Genomic DNA, 19368 nt, shown 5'->3' with positions numbered 1-19368 from the left:
TGACTACAGCAAAATTTGAGGGTTAGTGCACAATTGATTGTTGTTGACAGACATATAATTAGACGAACACATAACTTTTGGCGGGTGTGTGATGAGTTAGCTTTTAAGTCAAAAAACCTGTATAACTTGGCTAACTATCACTGTCGTCAGCATTTTTTCTGTACTGGTAAAAGTCTCTCACTAACTAAACTGTACCACGCCACCAAAGATAGCGATGCCTATAGAGCATTACCAACAAAAGTATCAAAACAAATAATAAAATGCTTGGTTGCAACTTGGCGTGGTTATTTTCAGGCAATCAAAGAATGGTCAAAACATCCAGGGAAGTTTTTGGGCAAGCCAAAAATACCAAAGTATAAAAATAAAACTCAAGGTAGGAATGTAGTCATATATTCAAGAGAATCAGTCTATAAAGCCCCTTTAAAAGATGGTATTTGTCACTTATCCATGAGTGAAATCAAAATACCTGTAATTGTAGAAACTGTAATCGAAGTCAGGATAGTACCTGCTACTAACTGCTATATAATTGAAGTAGTCTATGAAAAAACACTTCAGCCACAAATACACTCAACATATGTAGCTGGAATAGACTTAGGAATTGACAGATTAGTTGCCCTATCTACAAATAAGCCTGGTGTCAAACCACTGCTGATTAACGGGAAGCCACTAAAAAGTTTTAATCAGCTTTACAACAAGCGTAAAGCCAAGTACCAAAGTCATCTCAAAGGCAACAGAAAAACTAGCCGTAAGATTGAAGCGTTAACCTATCACCGAAATCGTTTTGTAGAGAATTATCTGCATAACACCAGTAAATTAGTGGCCCTTGTATTTAACCATAAATAATATTGGTACTGTAGTCATAGGAAAAAATGATAACTGGAAACAAGGTGCAAATATCGGCAAAAAAAACAACCAAAATTTTACTCAAATACCTCACGGTAAGTTAATTCAACAGATAACTTATAAGTGTCAACTGGCTGGGGTAAAAGTCATTGAAATGGAAGAAAGTTACACCAGTAAAACATCTGCTATTGACTTAGAAAAACCTTGTAAGCATAGAACTTATGTAGGCAAGCGAGTCAAACGTGGTTTATTTAGAAGTGCAACTGGCCAAGTGATTAATGCCGATGTCAATGGCAGTCTTCAAATAATTAGAAAGAAATTCCCAGGAGCATTTACTGTTGAGGGAATAGTGAGTTGCGCCGTACAGCCAGTATTGGTTAATCCAATATCAAGATAAAAGCTGTTACAATTTTCTACAGTTTTTTTCGTACGGTGAAATATAAATATATCAGTAAAATTATCGGAAATTTCAGGTAGAGCATCCGCTTCTGCTTCTACTAATTGAAGTTTAATTTTAGGGTTAAGCAAATAACTAAGAGAGGTTAATCTCAGAGGATGATTACTAATAACAAGTGGATTATTAGTTTGGTTAATTATTTCTGCTACTTGGGGGTCATTTCAGTTATCAGTTATCAGTTATCAGTTATCAGTACCTCTGCAATAAGGAGGCTTGAAATCTGAAATATTCTCTTTTTTTATCCCCTTAAAAGGGGAGGCGCATACCCAGAATTTTTCGGTAATAATAACTACTATATTTATGCCACCAAGTTTCTGCTTGGGAACTAATTCCACAGGAAATTATTCCGGCTGAGATGAGAAAAACTGTTACTATTTGCCAAAATTTCTGTTGAAGTGGGTAAGTAAAATTGGTTAATTTATTTGTCAGTAAGTAAGCGATACATAAATAAATTCCTAAATAACTAGGAATCAAATAACGGGCAATAGTAGAACGTTGCCCACCTGACATTAAATCGGAAATTACCATATTTATCGGAGTAATTAATATGAAAGTTAATATCAACAAACTTACTTCTTTTGGCTGATGCCTACAGACAGAATAAATTGAGTATAGTATTAAGACTAAAATTAATCCCAGTAAGTAAGGCCAGATTGTATTTAAACTGAGTAAAGCATTATTATCCAAAGCTACATTTCTGACATCAAATAATCTTTCTGAAGAGCAAATTTGAATATCTATAAAAGTAAAACCTAAATTAATAAACCATCTAGTAACTAAAGTTAAAAAAGGTATAGTTTGAGAGAGAAATGCCGTGTCTTCATAATCGCTAACTATGGCTATTATCCAAGGTAAAAATATTAAAAATCCAAGAACTGATGCCAGGAGATAAGCTTTTAATCTTTTAGTTAATCGCAGCTTTTCAACTAAAAGAACATATAATACCAATTACCAAAAGTAATGCTATACTTCAGCTATACTTCAACACCTCAATAGTTACTAAGATTAAAAGTCTGTTTTTGACAATTATTAGTCAGTTAGTATAGATTTTTCGTACGGACGTTGCATGCAACGTCCCTACCTCTCCCCACACCTCCCACACTTCCCACACTTCCCCACCCAATCATATATAGCATTCTTTTTGAGAAATGGTATAACCCATGCCCCATAACTATTGATAGAAAAAATAGATTAGTATATAAATTTAATACCAAACTTGCCGTGTAAATTAGCCAGCTACGTTTAGTTTGAATTCGCATTGCTCGAAACAAAGCAATAGTTGATAATAAAACCGTCACTGCAAATAAACTATAACTCCGCCCTTCTTGAGCATATAAGACTAAGATTGGAGAAATTGCCGTCAGAGCGATCGCTATTTCTCCAACTAATGATTTATTAAATAATTCTCGGCATAACCAATAAATACAAGGAAATACTAACAAGCTAATTACAGCAGAAAAATTTCTGATTCCTCCTATAGAGTTATCAAATAATTTTACCCACCATCTCAAAAGTATAAAATATATAGGAACCTGTTCGGGATTTTCTGTTGCTAAAGAGTTAATAGTACTAATAAAAGTTTTGTTAGAGTCGATATTTAGATATTGTTGTAAATTTTCCCCATCGACTACACCAGATTTTTTCAGAATGTCAGAAAAATTTTCTTTTGTATAACCAGCTATTCTGACAGAAGTAATTATTTCATTGTGCCAGTAAACTTTTCGGTCAATATTGATTAATCTGAAGTATATTCCTAAGATTAAGACTATGATAATTAATACTCTTAACCAACGAAAGTAAGATTTTTGCATAGGATATTCTGAGGAAGAAGACTTTAGTTATCTAGGATAGAAGCTTTATTAGTTATCTAGGATAGAAGCTTTAAGAGAAAGAAAAACCTTAAATATGGTAGATATTTTCCCAACTTTTACACAAACGATACCAACGGACATGATATTACTCTCAATTGTTGATATAAGTTCTTTTTATAATTTGAATTATAACGGAATAATCTGAAAACTGGGAACCAGAAAAAATCATAATTACTTTTGATAAGTCATACCAATTTGGAAAAAGAATGTAACGAATAATAAGAGACTTTACAGAATATTTCCCTTAGACTAAAAAGATAAATCCTGACCTAATAAATGGTATCAAAGCTATTTATTATAACTCCTGACTCCTAAGTAATTAAAATTAATATCATACACCAATTTAGCAACGCCGTTTTTCCTTCTAATTTTTTCCTGATTATTTTAAAATCCAGAGTTCTCCACTGTTATGAACTAATTCTAGTGGGGAGTTTTCTTGTGTTTCTAATCCTGAAATTAAACTCCATTCTGGGCGAAATATAAACACATGACTAAAACCATCAGGAATTTCTGGTACTTCACCCACTTCTACAAATTGAAATTTAACTTGAGAATTAAGTAAATAACTCAGAGAAGCTAATCTAAGGGAATGATTACTAATTACAAGTGGGTTGTTTGTTTGGTTAATTATTTTTGCTACTTGGGGGTCATAATAACTACTATATTTATGCCACCAAGTTTCTGCTTGGGAACTAATTCCACAAGATATTACTCCGACAGAAATTAGAGTAACTGTTACTATTTGCCAAAGTTTATATTTAACTTGGTTGCTAAAGTTGGTTAAATTAGTAGCCAAAAGATAAGCAACAGCTATTTGAATTCCTAAGTAAGTAGGGATGAAATAACGAGGAATAGTTGAACGTTGTCCGCCAGATATTAAATCAGGAATTATCAAAGTTATGGGAGTTAATAATATCAAGGTTAAGATGAACAGATTTACTGATTTAGGTGCATTCTGACAGATAAAATAAATCGAGTATATTACTAAGATTAAAGTTATCAATAATAAGTAAGGCCAGATTGTATTGAGACTTAATAAAGCATCGTTATCAAAAACAATATTTTTGACATCAAATAATCTTTCTGGAGAGCCAATTTGAATATCGATAAAAGTAAAACCTATATTAATAAACCATCTTTTCAACAAGGTTAATAAAGGTGCTGTTCGAGATACCCATTTTGTGCCATCGAAATGCTCAACTATTACTATAAACCATGGTAAAAAAATTAAAAATCCAGAAACAGATGCTAGGAGATAAGATTTGAATTTTTTGGTTAATTTTAGTTTTTCGATTAAAAGTATATATATTCCATGACCCAAGGCTACTAATATGGAAAAAAGATGAGTATATAAGGCAAAGATTAAACTTACTGTGTAAATTTGCCAGTTACGTTTAGTGGGAATTTTCATTGCCCGAAGTAAGGCAATACTTGATAATAAAATTGTTACTGTAAATAAACTATAAACCCGTGCTTCTTGAGCATATAATACTGAGATTGGAGAAACTGCCGTCAGAGCGATCGCTATTTCTCCAACTAATGGTTGATTGAATAATTCTCGACATAACCAGTAAATACAAGGAAATATTAATAAGCTGGTCAAAGCTGAGAAACTTCTGGTTACTGCTACAGAATGACCGAATAATTTTACCCAGCATCTGAGTAGTACAAAATATATTGGCAAATGTTCGGGGTTTTCTGTTGCTAAGGAGTTGATAGTATTAATGACATTTTTATTAGGGTTAGTGCCTTGATACTGCTGGAAAAATTCTCCATTAATTATGTCAGCTTCATCGGTTATATCCTCTAATTCGCCTCTAGTATAACCAGCAATTCTTAAGGAGGTAATTGTTTCATCGTACCAGTAAACTTTTCGGTCAATATTTATAAATCTGAAACATATTCCTAAGATTAAGGTAATGGCAATAAATATTTTTAGCCAAGTAAAATAAGGTTTTTTATAGAACATTTTTGAAGAAGGTGGTAGGTTTTAGGTTTTAGGTGGTAGGTTTTAGGTGGTAGGTTCAATTTGATTGTGAATTTCCAGCAAATCAATTTGAGAAAGCTTCAACAAGGTTTGCTCTGCGATACTGTTCTTGAAAATCTGCTTTTTCATAACTCAAACCTCCCATTCAATACTCAAGGAAAGGGTAGCATTAAAGAAGGTGGTAAGTCGTAGATTTTAGGTTCAATTTAATTGTGAATTTCCAGCAAATCAATTTGAGAAAGCTTCAACAAAGTTGACTCTGCAATACTGTGATTTTAGGTTCAATTTGATTGTGAATTTCCAGCAAATCAATTTGAGAAAGCTTCAACAAGGTTTGCTCTGCGATACTGTTCTTGAAAATCTGCTTTTTCATAACTCAAACCTCCCATTCAATACTCAAGGAAAGGGTAGCATTAAAGAAGGTGGTAAGTCGTAGATTTTAGGTTCAATTTAATTGTGAATTTCCAGCAAATCAATTTGAGAAAGCTTCAACAAAGTTGACTCTGCAATACTGTGATTTTAGGTTCAATTTGATTGTGAATTTCCAGCAAATCAATTTGAGAAAGCTTCAACAAGGTTTGCTCTGCAATACTATTCTTGAAAATCTGCTTTTTCATAACTCAAACCTCCCATTCAATACTCAATAGAAGTGTAGCCTTAAAGAAGGTGGTAAGTCGTAGATTTTAGCTTCAATTTGATTGTGAATTTCCAGCAAATCAATTTGAGAAAGCTTCAACAAAGTTGACTCTGCAATACTGTTCTTGAAAATCTGCTTTTTCATAACTCAAACCTCCAATTCAATACTCAAGGAAAGGGTAGCATTAAAGAAGGTGGTAAGTCATAGATTTTAGGTTCAATTTGATTGGGAATTTCCAGCAAATCAATTTGAGAAAGCTTCAACAAAGTTGACTCTGCAATACTGTTCTTGAAAATCTGCTTTTTCATAACTCAAACCTCCAATTCAATACTCAAGGAAAGGGTAGCATTAAAGAAGGTGGTAAGTCGTAGATTTTAGGTTCAATTTGATTGGGAATTTTCACCAAATCAATTGTTAGACAGCTTCCACAAGGTTTCCTCTGCAATACTGTTCTTGAAAATCAACTTTTTCATAACTCAAACCTCCAATTGAATACTCAAGGAAAGGGTAGTGATGATGATTTTTATGAATTGATTAACTATGCCTGATTTCTTGTACTTTTTGTCTGGAAATAATTCTTTTTTTTGCTTTTCCTAGATTAATCTAGACCCTTTTCAGCATTTTTTGGTTAGTAATTTTTTTGAAAATTATCAAATAGGGATTATTTTGTCAATGGTAGCTGCTTCTCTTTTTATTTTGGGTTTAATACCCCGCCGTCTACAGGGTGTTTACAATTGGTTGGGGTTTGAGTCCCCATTCACTTTTTCCTTTTTCCTTCTTGCTTCTTGCTTCTTGCTTTTTCCTTCTAAGGAAGAAGAGAAGCAAAATTTTTCAATAGTAGCTATTTTTCAATAATTTGATACATCTTATATAAATTATCTATATAAGTTCTTTCTACTCCTGAACATTCAATATAATCATCATTTTCAATAATTATATGAGTTATCTGATATTTATCAATTAAATTTTGCAAAGCCTGACATTTAACTATGGCAGAATTATCATAAAACTGCTGCGCCATTAATAGTCTATTGTGCCATTCAATAACTTCTGTATCTTTGTAGGGATGAGACTTAAGATTAATCAAAATTGGCGCACCTGTAGCAATTCTAAAATCAACGAATTTCCCAGAAGCGTAAGGAACTAAATATATATCTCCCACCTGTTTATTTTCTTTGACATATTCCATAATAATTGGCGTATCTTTTTGATTAATAGTTAGCTTTTCTAGTTGTATTCCTACTCCTGACAAGATGAAAAGATGTATTCCTACTAAAGTGCCAATTTTAAGCAGTTTTTTGTATTTCAGGATTTGAGGATGATACCTATCAAAAATAACCGCGACAATATAGGCGCTTATCATACAAGTAGAAATCGGAACTAAAAAAGCAGAGACTCGCCAAGGGGTAAGAAACGCCAAAGTATTACTGACAGAAATTATTTGAATTATTGTCAGAATAGTTGCTGTGGCAAAGGGAAAAAATAGGAGAAAAAATAGTCTAGTTTTGCGGAGGAGATAGAGAGCGATCGCTACTACTAAGATTTGTATTGTGGCGGCAGGTTCAGTTAACCAAATATCGGGGAAGGAATGATGGGGAATTCTATTTACAAGTAAGCTTTCAGAAATTTGAAAAAGCTCTGGAGATGTGGGTTTAAAAGTAATAGTCATATAACTGACTACTGGTAAGACAAAGATAAATGAAACGACACCTATTAATAATGATTTTTTGAGATTATTTTCATTTTTATAAGTGAGAATCAAATAAGCTAAAGTTAGTAAAACTGCACTAGGGAGATATGTGGGATGAAAGGTTGCAGCTATTCCTAAAGCTAAGACTGCTAAAAAAGGTTTTTTTCTGAGAAAGGCATAGATAGAAAAGATAATTAAGACTCCAAATGTACAGGGTTGAAAATAGTCACCGAGAATATATTGTTCGGCTAAACCATAGTGGAGATGTACATGAGTTTTAAAGTCAAATATTCTGATTTGTAGACAGTGGATAGTCAGGAGGAGGAGAAAATAAATTAGTACTTTCAGTCGGGAAGTATTAATTTTAAAAATTACTGAAGCAATGCCAAGCATACTATAAATATAGATGCCAAAAATGAGAATGTAATAAAAGTAGAAAAAGTTTTCATGAAAGTAAGTGTAAGTAATTTGAACTAAAAAAGTAAAAGCAGGTAAAGGGTCGAGTGTATTAGCTAACCAATCTTTGTTTAAATAACCAGAACCAGCTTTAGCTAATCCTTGTAAAAATTTAGTATGTTGATTTGAGGTATATAGAGGGTCTTGAGTATAGGAAATTCCGAAAATTAAGCCTAAGATAAAAATTTGAGCTATGGGATTGAGGATTTGATTTTTCAATGTGCTAATTTTCACCATTTCATTACCTTAAAGAAGGAAGAAGTAAAAAGTGGATGGGGATACTGAAAAGTTACTACTTCATGGGATTAACCCTAACTAATTATAGACACTGTGTAGATATAAGGTATTAAATCCAGATAGAATTCATCTAGAAAAGATAATACTAGAAAATTTACAACTAATAACTGAAATAATACCAATTTGAAAAAAGAATGCTACAAAAAGGTAGATATCGACCGCGCATGCTTAAAAATAGCCGTTCCAATTAATTTTAGATATTTATATCTATTTTCCCCCCCTTTTTTTTCGATATTTCCTCCTTCTTCCTTCTTCCTTCTTCCCTCTTCCTTCTTTCTTGCTTCTAGCATTTGTAACAAACATTTATCAAAATGGTATAACACCATATTGTAAATTTATTTAGAAGTTAATCTTAATCTCTGTTGCCCAAAAACATAGAACTATATAGCCGATCGAGCGAGAAATTTTTGTATAATTTTCAAGAAGTCTACTAAATATTTATCTGATGATAAGCCATGTCAAAAAAAATTAATCTTCCTGAACCTATAGGTTTTATTTTTGCCTTTGTATTAGGATTATATTTGTTATTTGGTTCTGAACTGACAACCCTAAAATGTAAACGCCTCCAGTTAAACCAAAAAGTAACCTGTGAAGTTACTTATTTTGGCTTGCGTGGAAAACGTATTACTGTAATTATTCCAGGACAGCTTCAAGGTACTAAAAAAAAGCGAATGGGTCATAAACGAAAGAGTGGATATGGAATATTTCTTTTGACTGAATATGATGAAATTCCAATACAAGAAGCTTTTTCTGCTTCAAGTGAATTAGTAGCTACTCAAAAAGTAGACCGGATTAATAATTTTTTGAATAACCCAGAACAAATGTCGCTTGAAATGCTACAGCATCCTAACTGGTTTATAGTTTTTTGGGGAATTATATTTGTTATTTCGCCTATATTATTTATTGGTACTTATGTTTTAGGTTATGGAGAAAGGAAATCTAGCATCCGGAGAATTCAAAGAGAAATATCCTACCCTTATCATGAGGATGAAAAATCAGATATAAGTTAGCTAAAAGCAAGTTTAAATTTAACAAAAGAATGGCAAAACTGTAATCTCGATAACGATAAATTAAATATAGAAAAAAGAGGTTGCTAATTTCAGTATTTTTTCTTATTGCTTATTCAAGCAAAATACATTTACTTTCCAAAACCCATAATTTTTCTGTTTCTAAAACCGAACATTTATCTATAGTGCCAACTATGGCAGGAATAGTTCCATTTTGGAGGTTAATTTCAATCTGATTTCCCATTTGATGATACCACTGTCTCAACCAACGATTCTTCAGAACATATTCTGGTATAAATGCTTGACGGTCTAAGATTAAAAAATCTATTCCATAAGTATTGATAAAATCCTGAATAAATTGAATATCTGAATGATACTGAGCAAAAATAAATTCTGTAGCTCGTTGTTTAATTTGATTGTAATAACCTAGATGATAGGGAATGGCATATTCCCAGGCAAATAATACCGAACGTTGAGAAAATGTAGGGATATAATTCACCTCTTCTGAGAGAGAAGCAATGAGAATATCTTTTGATTGTTGAGCAAAAAATTTATAAACTTCTGGAGATTTACCTTTTTGATAATCAAGGTCAGAAAAATTTTTCCACAAGTTAAAATTACCAATAAGTAAAATTCCTAAAAATCCCATAAAAATTAATCCTGAAATTCTTCTACTTTTGTCAGATGGCTGTTGAATTACCCACTGAAAGACGGCATCTAAAATTATGCACAAAACAACGGCAGTTGCTATAGCTAAAATTATCCGAAAACTATGATTTGTGTAGCGACTTGGTAAATGTAATTTGAATAATAAAAGATGAGCTGCCACAAATAAAACTAAACCAGCAAAAAAAATCTGAACTAACAATTTAATATTCGGTGTTATTTGTTTAATTAAAGGTAGTCTTCTGAGAAAAATTCTTGCCCCATCAAAGTTATGAATTTTATCTTCTTGCTTCTTGCTTCTTCCTTCTTCCTTCTTGAAAGTTAAAGGTAGTCTTCTGAGAAAAATTCTTGCCCCATCAAAGTTATGAATTTTATCTTCTTGCTTCTTGCTTCTTCCTTCTTCCTTCTTGAAAGTTAAAGGTAGTCTTCTGAGAAAAATTCTTGCCCCATCAAAGTTATGAATTTTATCTTCTTGCTTCTTGCTTCTTCCTTCTTCCTTCTTGAAAGTTAAAGGTAGTCTTCTGAGAAAAATTCTTGCCCCATCAAAGTTATGAATTTTATCTTCTTGCTTCTTGCTTCTTGCTTCTTCCTTCTTGAAAGTTAAAGGTAGTCTTCTGAGAAAATTTTTTGCCCCATCAAAGTTATGAATTTCCTCTTCTTGCTTCTTCCTTCTTCCTTCTTGCTTCCTCCCTATTACTTCTTCCTTCTTCCTTCTTCCCTCTTCCTTCTGAAAAAGTATTGGCAAAAATAATCCAAGTATTAATATGCGAGGCAGAAATAATTGTTGAGGTAGAATACCGCTACGACCGCCGAAGATGAAAAAATCCCAAGAATTTTGTAAGAAAAAAACACTTCTACCAGCTTCACCAAATTCTGGCAAAACTTTTGCTTGAGATGCTGTAATTACAGGTTCATAATTACTAGAATTTAAAGCATAAAAGAAAATAACCAATAAACTTAATCCTAAACCTACTCCACTAAATAGATAATCCTGTGGATTTTTGCTCAGACAAAACCGCCTTTTTTCCCAATTTAAAAGTCTGATAATTAAAATCAAAGCAGTTAGGATAAGGTATTGAGGATAAAATAATCCCAACAGAGCGATCGCTACTAAAAATGGAACTAATGATTTGCGTAATAAATAGTATAAAACTGCCAGAAATAAAGGATATAAAAAAGCTCTTGGTGTGCCAGAAACTATGTCATCTTGAAGCCAGATATTTTGACTTAATAATACTGAGGCAATAAAACCAGCAAAAGGTATAGGCAATATCTGAAAACAAATTCCAAAACAGTAGGCAGCAGTTATTAAACTTAAAGGTAATGGTAATAATTTATTCAGAAACATTGGGTCTATCCCTACTTGGGAAAATAACCAATAGAAAGTTTTATAACCCCATGGTGCAACAGACTGAAAATAATCGGCAATTAAATCATTAGGAAATAATTCTGGGTCTAAAAAACGACGCATCCAAAAAACGTGCTGTCGTGCATCATCTTGCACAATATATTCTCCACTAAATGCTTGTTTAAGTGCTAATAAGCTATAGATAGTTGCGAAAGTTAAACTGAGAATTAGCCAAAATATTTTCTGATTTGCTTTTAGAGTATTTAATGGGATTAAGATTTGTTTAATATTTTGGATATACATGATTTTGTAGTAACGGTGTAGATTCAACGCGTGCCTTGCTGACAGCCTGCCTCAACTGTATTTTTACTATGTTATATTGATTTATGGTAAGTAGAACATGGTAAATTTTGGGGGCTATGTATCAAATTGTAAATTAGCTCAAAAGTTTATATTGATTGCCTTTAGGTTTTTTTTTGATTAAAAATGCAACGTCTTTTTTTTAGTTTGCTCTACTTAATTGCTTATCTAATAACAGAAAAGCATTTTATCTTTGACTAAATTTAGATTTCATTATACCCAAGCTTTTAAAAAGTATCTATGTAGACAAAAATCAAAATTATTTCTCTTAAAAATTAAGCGATAGATACCGATCGCCCACAAACCTAAAAACGTAAATAACTAACAGGAAAAATACAGGGTTGTTTCATTCTAAACTATGCCATTTTATGTATTGACTAAACCACGTTATTTCAAGTTTTAGGAAATTTATATTTCGCCGTCTGAAAATCAATAAACTCATTGCCAAAATCTAGAATGAAATGACCCTGGGAAAAATATATCGAGCTTTAAAAGCTTTGAAAAATATGCAAATATTAACTAGGACTCATCAATTTTCTCATCTTTTAGATAGAAAGTCAGATTTATTTGGATGTGTGCGTGTAGGAAATGGAAATGTAGCTTCATGGCATGAAAAAAAATTAAGCAATATTGGAATTCATACTCTAGGAATTATCGATCCAAATTCGGCTAAACAACAAGAGGCACTCAACAGAGGAATAAATATATTTTCATCCTTAGAACAAGCAGCAGAAACACGTCCCCTTTTCTGGGATATTTGTTCTCCTACTGATACTCATTTTGAAGTTATTAGAAATATTATAAAAATTGATAATGAGGCTAATATTCTTGTAGAAAAACCTATCTGCAATTATGAAGATATTCAAATCTTGTGTGAGTTATTGCAGGAATTTAAAGGAAAGCTTGTTGTTAATGAAAACTATATAGCATCATTAGTAACTCAGAAGGTTAAAGAACTAATTACATCTCTGAAAATTACCCCCCATAGGGTTGTTTCAGAAATGACTAAAAATAGAATAAATGATTTTATTAATGGTCGATTTGTAGATGATAAACTTTATGCTTTTGGCTATGAAGGTTCACATATAGTTGCAAATGTTATGGCTTTGGGAAAAGAATATTTTCCTCAAAAAGTAGGCAAGATATTTTATCAAGATATAGAACTAAATATTAACGATAAAAATTACTTTTTGCCTAAACAAGGAATGGTAGAAAAACATTATACGGCAGTTAACGGTGCAGAAATTGTTTTATATACTTCTATGACAGGAAATATCAAATATTTTTATCCAGGATACTCTCTAAAATACTTTTATAAACCTCCTGAAGAAGAAAATATTCGGTATCGTGTATTAGCTGTAGAAGATCATAACCAGGGGATAACTGTAGCTGGATTTTATGAGCCAATTATTGGTAAAAATAGAGGTGAAGGAAGAGTTGTAATTTGCCAGGATGGCATTGTACAAAAAATTATTTCCTCTATAGCTGATGATACAATGGGTATATCAATGAAGAATGCCGTAGAATATTTTCAGGGAAAAAAAAAGAATCCTTGTTCCGCAAGAACAGCTATTCAAATAGTAGAAATTATGAATTTATGGAATTAGAAAAAAATGAAAGTAAATAGTAAAAAAATGGAGGTTTTAAATTAAATGATACTTTCTGCAGTATTATGTACTTGACGAAACAGGACACATATCTCTTGACGATAAGAGGTTGTCTGAGAAGTCCCTTATGCTACATCTAAGCCCCCTAAATCCCCCAAAATTGGGGGACTTTTAGAACCCACATTCCGCACGTCAATTTGTAACATTAAAAGTAGTATACAATTTATATTATTGGTAAATATTTATACTTTACAAATTACTTCTCAAAAGTCAAATTTTCAGTTAAATATTAAGCATAAATACTTACTGAATTATTAACTCTTATTGACCACTATAAATTTTCTTCTTACTTCTTACTTCTTAAATTCTTAATGCATGACTTTTGAATGCATGACTTTTGACTTAATATTTTTATGCTACGTTTTCTCGTGCGGAATGTAGGTTAGAAGCAAATTGACTCTTGTTCCCCCCAAAGTTGGGGGGCTAGGGGGGCAAAATTCAGTATCAAAAAACTTTTCAGATATCCTCTAAAATACAACGTAAGCAAAAATTTTTAAATTTTAACTCTACCTTTGAGAAAATTTAGATTATGAATTGCGGAATAATGAAAGAACAATAGCATTGGGAATTGGTATTATTTATGTTTGGTTTTATCATTGTTTTACTCGCATCATTCTGTTTTTGTTTCCAAAATGTAATTGTCAGAATTCTCTTCAATGAACAGACAATTTTGGGAATTTTTCAGACAGGAGGATTTGTTATTCCTACCCTACAAAATTCTTTTCTACTAATGTTTATGCGGATGGTATTAGTAGTTCCATTAATGGCATCCTTCGCGACAAAACTTTACCCGCTGACCTGGCAAGATATTCGAGTATTAGGAAATAATGAAGCGCGTCCTATATTGAGGCGATCGCTCCTTGGTGGAGTATTAATGTTTCTATACTTAGCACTACTTTATATATCTATCGGTTTAATCGAAACTGGAATTGCTTTAACTCTGTTTTTTACTTACCCAATATTCACTTCCCTATTTTCTTGGGCATTTTTGGGTATTCCCCCTACAAAGTTTCGCTGGATGATAATAGTTATTGTGTTAGTTGGAACTTTTTTGACTATTCCTTATACTCAGACAACATCCGATAGTTACAACAGAATTGGAGTAATTTGTGGCATTGCTGCCGGACTTGCTTATGCTCTCTACACTGTAAATGCACAAAAAAGTTTTGAAACTATAGACCCAGTTCCTTTTACTTGGATTAGTTTTGCTACTGCTTTAGGGTTATCTACTCTTAGTTTATTTATTTGGCAGGGAGACAATGCTGACCTTAACTGGATTCCTATGTGGGTTGGTGGTTTCCTGTCGGCGATCGTCACTTTGAGTGGTCATTTAATGTTTAATTATGGAATTAAGTTAATAGGTGCTACTACTGCAGCAACTATTGGGGCAATTAATCCCAGTTTTACAGCAATTTTAGCATGGTTAACAATTCAAGAAGCTATTAATAGTTGGCAAATTTTGGGTATTGTTGTTGTTACTGTGGGTATTTTTTTGTTGAGTCAAGAACATCGAGTAGTTGTTAAGCAGGAGTAATATTATGTGCAGTTGAATAGTTCAAATAATGAGTAATACAGCACTTTCCGTAGGCAAAAATCAAAAGTTTAAAAGTAAGAAAAGATAGAATATTCGTAAATGGGTGAGAAAGGAAATACTTTGAGCATAAAATAATAGTTAAAAGTACGAAATATTTATTAATTTCTAAACAATTAACCAGTTACTCCAAATCAAAATGACTACAATACTATTTTGGGATATTGATGGAACATTATTAACCACTGGTAGAGCAGGTATTTTTGCCCTAGAAGATGCTGCTAGAGAAATAATTGGCAAAGAGATAGATTTATCACAGCTCAACACAGCAGGAGCAACAGATCGCTCACTAGCAGCTCAAATTTTAGAATTAGGGGGTATTACTCCCAATGATGGCAAAATAGACCAATTATTACAAGTTTATAGTGAATACCTACCTCAAAGTCTTACTAGAAAACAAGGGGCAATATTACAGGGAGTCAAAGAAATTCTCTCTCATTTACACCCCAACCGTAACGATGTAATTTCTCTATTACTAACAGGAAATACCTCTGTAGGAGCAAAAGCAAAACTTACTCATTATGGTTTAGATAATTATTTTAATTTTACTCAGGGCGGATTTTCAGATACAGTAGCAGATAGAAAAGCGATCGCTCGTCAAGCGTTAACCAGTGCCCAAGAATTAGTCGGAGAAATTAACTTGGAAAAAGTTTATGTGATAGGAGATACGCCCAAAGATATAAGCTGTTGTCAAGCTATTGGCGCTAGGTCTATTGCTGTTGCGACTGGTTCGTATAAATTGGAGGAGTTACAACAAGATAATCCTTGGTGGGCTATACCCTCTTTACCAACACCAGATGTTTTTACCAATAAAATAGGTTTAGAGAATAGTTAAAAAGCTAATGAAAAAACAAAACTTTCTCTGAAGCTTTTCTGACAAATTAAAGACCTAAAATTTCTCAAAACTTTATCTGTCAATTCTTTGATATTTAATCAGCAAACCCTACTTATTGGAATTGCTATAATAGGAAAAATGGATTGACCTTAAAAAGCTTTGAAAAAGTAGAATTTATGAATTGATAGTATTAGATATCTCCAGAAAAGAGGTGAGATTTTTCCTATCATCAAATCTTGCCATTAATCCTTCTTCATTCCAGAACTAAAAACATCTTCATTTTATTAAGATCCTAGCGGGTAAAAGGATTTTCGGTTGCATCCTCACAATTTTTGTGATATCGTAAGTATTAACTGGGCTAACTCGCCTATAGGCATGACTTTTTATTCAACTTATTTTCCCTACTAACAGGGCGATCGCTCATATTCAGGAATTTTTTCCAAGAGCAATATCAGAAAGATGTTCATCTTGTGCAGCCCTCCTGATAAAAATGCTGGCTTTTACCTCATTAAATCTTGCCATTAATCCTTCTTCATTCCAGAACTAAAAATATATTCATTTGATTAAGCTCCTCGCGGGTAAAAGGATTTTCGGTTGCATCCTCACAATTTTTGTGATATCGTAAGTATTAACTGGGGTAACTCGCCTATAGGCATGACTTTTTATTCAACAAAAAAAATTGTATCGTTTCTGAGTGATAGAACGACCTTCCGCTTTACTTCCCATATAAACGCGTTGGCGGAGCCTAGCGGCAGCTATAACCTTCAGGCTGTAGAAATGATTTGCGAAAAAACAAAATATCACAACCTATTTAGGGCTTGCTGATTAATTCTCAAACCATTGACAAGTAAAAAAGTTTTGAGCATTTTTTGATTCCCAAAAAGTGTGCTTACTTTAGTCTAAAAACCTCAAAAAGTTAGCATAAAAAGCAAACTAAGAGCAGAAAAATTAAGGGATAATTCTTCCAACTACATCCCCTGTAATTCCTATTTCTCCTGTAATTCCTATTTCTCCTGTCTCCTGTCTCCAGTATAGCTGTCTCCTACCCCAGCAAAAAGACTTTCCATACGCAAACCCTATTTAGGCCAGACCTCAACTCAAATCATATAAATATACATAAGACCCAGGCTTTTCAAAAGTATCTATTCTGAGACCAATTTCATTCAAATAATAATTCAAAAATCTCCTTTCTGCGGGAATATGAGTATGAGAAAATAATAACCAAACTCTCTTATTTCCCCGCAGTTTATCTAAGTCTTTTTCATATCTTGTCATTTCAGCAATTGATAATTCTTGACCATCATATTTATCTAAGTCATCCACACCAATAATATAATCTCCCTCTTGATAACCATATTTTTCTGCATAATACTGAAACTGATATATTCCTCGTTGATAAACATACAAAATATCCCCTGGTTGTTGATTTTTTTGAATATAATTCAGCACAGGTTTAATTTCTGAATAAGTTATGGGGTCTTCTATCAAATCAATAGCTTTTGATAAGGGTTTATATAACAATAAAATAACCAAGAAAATCCCAATAATTTTTATCGGTCGAAATTTCGGTTTACTCAGAATATAACCTCCACCTGCTGCGATGAGAAAAATTACGAATGGTGTGAGAAATAAAACTAGACGACTCCGAAATGGGTATTGGTGTAAAAAGGATGCCAGAAAAGTTACAAATAATGGAGAAAGTAATAGCAATAAAATTTCTTTTCTGCTCAACCAATAAGAAATACAACCTATTAAAAAAAGGATAATAGCTAATCCATCCATCCATTTAGTAAAGCCCAAAGGTTTATAGAAAAATTTGCCAAAAGCATCAAACATCCAAATAATATCAAAGGTCGAACTAGGAAAACCATCGCCCCAAGAAGTTGTGAGAGTTTCGTTGCCAGTTAAATTTCTCAAAGACACAAAATAAAAGATGACAAAACTGAAAACCCAAGCTGAATAAATGAGTAATAAATTTTTGACTTTACTCAGGTCCTTCTGCCAAAAATTAATTAGTAAAGCACTCCCCCCAATACTCGCCAAAATAAAGATAGAAGGATGAGAAAACCAAATAGCGATCGCTCCGAGCAGACCAAATCTAATCATTTGACCAAAGTTCAATTTTGCCTTAACCAAAGGTAGTAATAATAGATATAAAAGGAGGGCGATCGCTACATCACTAGAATATTGTTTTACTTCTGCGGAATAGTAGACTAAATATTCCAAACTGGCAAACAAAATTAAACCGATAGGAATAGCAGATTTAGGAATCCATTTTTTGGCTAATTTATAAAATACAAATAATGAACCTACGCCACAAATAAAAGGAAATAAACGTAGAGCATACTCATTATTCCCTAATATCTGAACTGCCAATTTTTCTACCATCAAAAAACCAATTGGGGCACCTTGGTCATAATCCAAAGGTTGGAGTAATTCCAAATAAGAACGATTGACAATATTCAAAGCTAAAACCGCTTCATCTGCCCAAAGAGAACGATTAGATAAATATTGAACTAACCTTACAGCCACCCCAAAAGCAATAATTAAATATGACAGTATTTGATTGTCAAGGAAAAACTTAAAATCTGGTAAACCAAACTTTTTATTTCTAATAATTTCCATGTTAATTCAAAAGTCAAAAGTATGTGAAGTCAAAATTCAAAAGTTAAAAGTTAAAAGTAAGATTTTATAGAGCTACAAAACTTTAATTTTACAGTAATCTACCGAAATTATTGAACATTTAAAGTTGAAAATTATTTGTGACATAGTCAATTCAAAAGTTAAAAGTTAAAAGTAAGATTTTATAGAGCTACAGAACTTTAATTTTACAGTAATTTACCGAAATTATTTACAGCATATTTCGGGCAAAAGAGGTACAAGCTTGAATAGTAAAATTATTGTAGTGCGGGCATCTTGCCCCCGACTGGTGTACCTCATAAAAACGGGAAGCGCTTTAACATTTAAAGTTGAAAATTATTTGTGACATAGTCAATTCAAAAGTTAAAAGTTAAAAGTTAAAAGTAAGATTTTATAGAGCTACAGAACTTTAATTTTACAGTAATTTACCGAAATTATTTACAGCATATTTCGGGCAAAAGAGGTATAAGCTTGAATAGTAAAATCATTGTAGTGCGGGCATCTTGCCCCCGACTGGTGTACCTCATAAAAACGGGAAGCGCTTTAACATTTAAAATTTGAAACTATTATACCAAGCGTGAAAAAAGAATGCTATGTTTTAAGTGACACTTCAATTATTAAGTAATTAACACAGACTGAATATTTTTTTGATAATTATTAGCCAGTTATTATTAATTATTCTTATTTTTACCTCTCCCTGTACGGACGTTGTATGTAACGTCCCTACCCACTCCCCTACTTCCCCTCCTGGGAGGGGTTAGGGGTGGGTCCCCCGCTCAATAAAATGTAGCAAACATTTATCAAATAGGTATTAGTCAAGCTTTTATCTAGAACTAAAAAAAGCAATGGCTGATTGCTGATAGCTGATAGCTAACGGCTGAATGCTTACTGAGATTTTCTAATATTCTGCATTTTTTCCATAGCAATTAAATATTGTCCGAAAAATGGCAAACCTGCAATTGCTGGTAATACATAACGGGATGTACAAAGTAATCCTAAAGCAGCTCCAACTTCTG

The 19368-nt window shown here is 32.6% G+C and carries 17 protein-coding genes; 6 read left to right on the top strand and 11 right to left on the bottom strand.

The features are described 5' to 3' along the window. Positions 1–15: 15 nt before the first annotated feature. Complete coding sequence (locus F6K23_RS24190; RefSeq protein ID WP_293160540.1) at positions 16–843, top strand: transposase; 828 nt, start codon at positions 16–18, stop codon at positions 841–843. Further along, positions 824–1240, top strand: a complete 417-nt coding sequence (locus F6K23_RS24185; protein ID WP_293160538.1) for an IS200/IS605 family accessory protein TnpB-related protein — start codon at positions 824–826, stop codon at positions 1238–1240. The genes F6K23_RS24190 and F6K23_RS24185 overlap by 20 nt, the downstream gene beginning before the upstream one ends. Positions 1241–1546: 306 nt before the next feature. Here F6K23_RS24185 and F6K23_RS24180 read toward each other — a convergent pair whose 3' ends face one another. From F6K23_RS24180 to F6K23_RS24140, 9 genes are all read right to left on the bottom strand, one after another. Then, positions 1547–2248 carry a hypothetical protein gene (locus F6K23_RS24180; protein WP_293160536.1) on the bottom strand — a complete coding sequence of 234 codons (702 nt, stop codon included), beginning with the start codon at positions 2246–2248 and terminating at the stop codon, positions 1547–1549. A gap of 89 nt (positions 2249–2337) precedes the next feature. Beyond that, positions 2338–3111, bottom strand: a complete 774-nt coding sequence (locus F6K23_RS24175; RefSeq protein ID WP_293160534.1) for a glycosyltransferase family 39 protein — start codon at positions 3109–3111, stop codon at positions 2338–2340. 439 nt (positions 3112–3550) lie between these two features. Then, complete coding sequence (locus tag F6K23_RS24170; protein WP_293160532.1) at positions 3551–5140, bottom strand: glycosyltransferase family 39 protein; 1590 nt, start codon at positions 5138–5140, stop codon at positions 3551–3553. A gap of 262 nt (positions 5141–5402) precedes the next feature. After that, positions 5403–5531, bottom strand: coding sequence for a hypothetical protein (locus tag F6K23_RS24165; RefSeq protein WP_293160530.1), 129 nt, complete (start codon positions 5529–5531; stop codon positions 5403–5405). 115 nt (positions 5532–5646) lie between these two features. Then, on the bottom strand, positions 5647–5775 hold the full coding sequence (locus F6K23_RS24160) for a hypothetical protein (RefSeq protein ID WP_293160530.1): 129 nt from the start codon (positions 5773–5775) through the stop codon (positions 5647–5649). A gap of 23 nt (positions 5776–5798) precedes the next feature. Next, entirely contained in the window at positions 5799–5939 is a 141-nt protein-coding gene (locus tag F6K23_RS24155; protein ID WP_293160528.1) for a hypothetical protein, read from the bottom strand. Between the two features lie 23 nt (positions 5940–5962). After that, positions 5963–6103 (bottom strand): hypothetical protein, encoded by a 141-nt coding sequence (locus F6K23_RS24150; protein ID WP_293160526.1) that lies wholly within the window; start codon positions 6101–6103, stop codon positions 5963–5965. A gap of 533 nt (positions 6104–6636) precedes the next feature. Further along, positions 6637–8178: a DUF6798 domain-containing protein gene (locus F6K23_RS24145; protein ID WP_293160524.1), complete on the bottom strand. Its 1542-nt coding sequence runs from the start codon at positions 8176–8178 to the stop codon at positions 6637–6639. Positions 8179–8375: 197 nt separating this feature from the next. Next, a complete protein-coding gene (locus F6K23_RS24140; RefSeq protein ID WP_293160522.1) occupies positions 8376–8564 on the bottom strand; it encodes a hypothetical protein in 189 nt (62 codons plus the stop codon). Positions 8565–8693: 129 nt separating this feature from the next. On the opposite strand from F6K23_RS24140, the gene F6K23_RS24135 reads away from it, so the two are divergent. Continuing rightward, entirely contained in the window at positions 8694–9248 is a 555-nt protein-coding gene (locus tag F6K23_RS24135) for a hypothetical protein (RefSeq protein ID WP_287242067.1), read from the top strand. A 109-nt stretch (positions 9249–9357) separates the two neighbouring features. On the opposite strand, the gene F6K23_RS24130 is transcribed toward F6K23_RS24135, so the two are convergent. Continuing rightward, complete coding sequence (locus tag F6K23_RS24130; protein WP_293160520.1) at positions 9358–11562, bottom strand: hypothetical protein; 2205 nt, start codon at positions 11560–11562, stop codon at positions 9358–9360. A 518-nt stretch (positions 11563–12080) separates the two neighbouring features. On the opposite strand from F6K23_RS24130, the gene F6K23_RS24125 reads away from it, so the two are divergent. The 3 genes from F6K23_RS24125 (at position 12081) to F6K23_RS24115 (ending at position 15712) form a co-directional block, all read left to right on the top strand. After that, positions 12081–13226 (top strand): Gfo/Idh/MocA family oxidoreductase, encoded by a 1146-nt coding sequence (locus tag F6K23_RS24125; RefSeq protein WP_293160518.1) that lies wholly within the window; start codon positions 12081–12083, stop codon positions 13224–13226. Between the two features lie 640 nt (positions 13227–13866). Continuing rightward, on the top strand, positions 13867–14820 hold the full coding sequence (locus tag F6K23_RS24120; protein WP_293160516.1) for a DMT family transporter: 954 nt from the start codon (positions 13867–13869) through the stop codon (positions 14818–14820). 196 nt (positions 14821–15016) lie between these two features. Beyond that, positions 15017–15712, top strand: coding sequence for an HAD family hydrolase (locus tag F6K23_RS24115; RefSeq protein ID WP_293160514.1), 696 nt, complete (start codon positions 15017–15019; stop codon positions 15710–15712). A 1092-nt stretch (positions 15713–16804) separates the two neighbouring features. Here the strand turns inward: F6K23_RS24115 and F6K23_RS24110 are convergent. Then, positions 16805–18337, bottom strand: a complete 1533-nt coding sequence (locus F6K23_RS24110; RefSeq protein ID WP_293160512.1) for a glycosyltransferase family 39 protein — start codon at positions 18335–18337, stop codon at positions 16805–16807. Positions 18338–19368 lie beyond the last annotated feature (1031 nt).

This window comes from Okeania sp. SIO2C9, from assembly GCF_010672455.1.
Taxonomy (GTDB): Bacteria; Cyanobacteriota; Cyanobacteriia; order Cyanobacteriales; family Microcoleaceae; genus Okeania.
This window is presented reverse-complemented; position numbering and strand designations above follow the sequence as displayed.

Excerpts from the sequence above, each read along its gene's own strand:
- F6K23_RS24175 (WP_293160534.1), bottom strand. The coding sequence starts at position 3,111 with ATGCAAAAATCTTACTTTCGTTGGTTAAGAGTATTAATTATCATAGTC.
- F6K23_RS24170 (WP_293160532.1), bottom strand. The coding sequence starts at position 5,140 with ATGTTCTATAAAAAACCTTATTTTACTTGGCTAAAAATATTTATTGCC.
- F6K23_RS24165 (WP_293160530.1), bottom strand. The coding sequence starts at position 5,531 with ATGAAAAAGCAGATTTTCAAGAACAGTATCGCAGAGCAAACCTTGTTG.
- F6K23_RS24160 (WP_293160530.1), bottom strand. The coding sequence starts at position 5,775 with ATGAAAAAGCAGATTTTCAAGAATAGTATTGCAGAGCAAACCTTGTTG.
- F6K23_RS24155 (WP_293160528.1), bottom strand. The coding sequence starts at position 5,939 with ATGAAAAAGCAGATTTTCAAGAACAGTATTGCAGAGTCAACTTTGTTG.
- F6K23_RS24150 (WP_293160526.1), bottom strand. The coding sequence starts at position 6,103 with ATGAAAAAGCAGATTTTCAAGAACAGTATTGCAGAGTCAACTTTGTTG.
- F6K23_RS24145 (WP_293160524.1), bottom strand. The coding sequence starts at position 8,178 with ATGGTGAAAATTAGCACATTGAAAAATCAAATCCTCAATCCCATAGCT.
- F6K23_RS24140 (WP_293160522.1), bottom strand. The coding sequence starts at position 8,564 with ATGGTGTTATACCATTTTGATAAATGTTTGTTACAAATGCTAGAAGCA.
- F6K23_RS24135 (WP_287242067.1), top strand. The coding sequence starts at position 8,694 with ATGTCAAAAAAAATTAATCTTCCTGAACCTATAGGTTTTATTTTTGCC.
- F6K23_RS24130 (WP_293160520.1), bottom strand. The coding sequence starts at position 11,562 with ATGTATATCCAAAATATTAAACAAATCTTAATCCCATTAAATACTCTA.
- F6K23_RS24125 (WP_293160518.1), top strand. The coding sequence starts at position 12,081 with ATGACCCTGGGAAAAATATATCGAGCTTTAAAAGCTTTGAAAAATATG.
- F6K23_RS24120 (WP_293160516.1), top strand. The coding sequence starts at position 13,867 with ATGTTTGGTTTTATCATTGTTTTACTCGCATCATTCTGTTTTTGTTTC.
- F6K23_RS24115 (WP_293160514.1), top strand. The coding sequence starts at position 15,017 with ATGACTACAATACTATTTTGGGATATTGATGGAACATTATTAACCACT.
- F6K23_RS24110 (WP_293160512.1), bottom strand. The coding sequence starts at position 18,337 with ATGGAAATTATTAGAAATAAAAAGTTTGGTTTACCAGATTTTAAGTTT.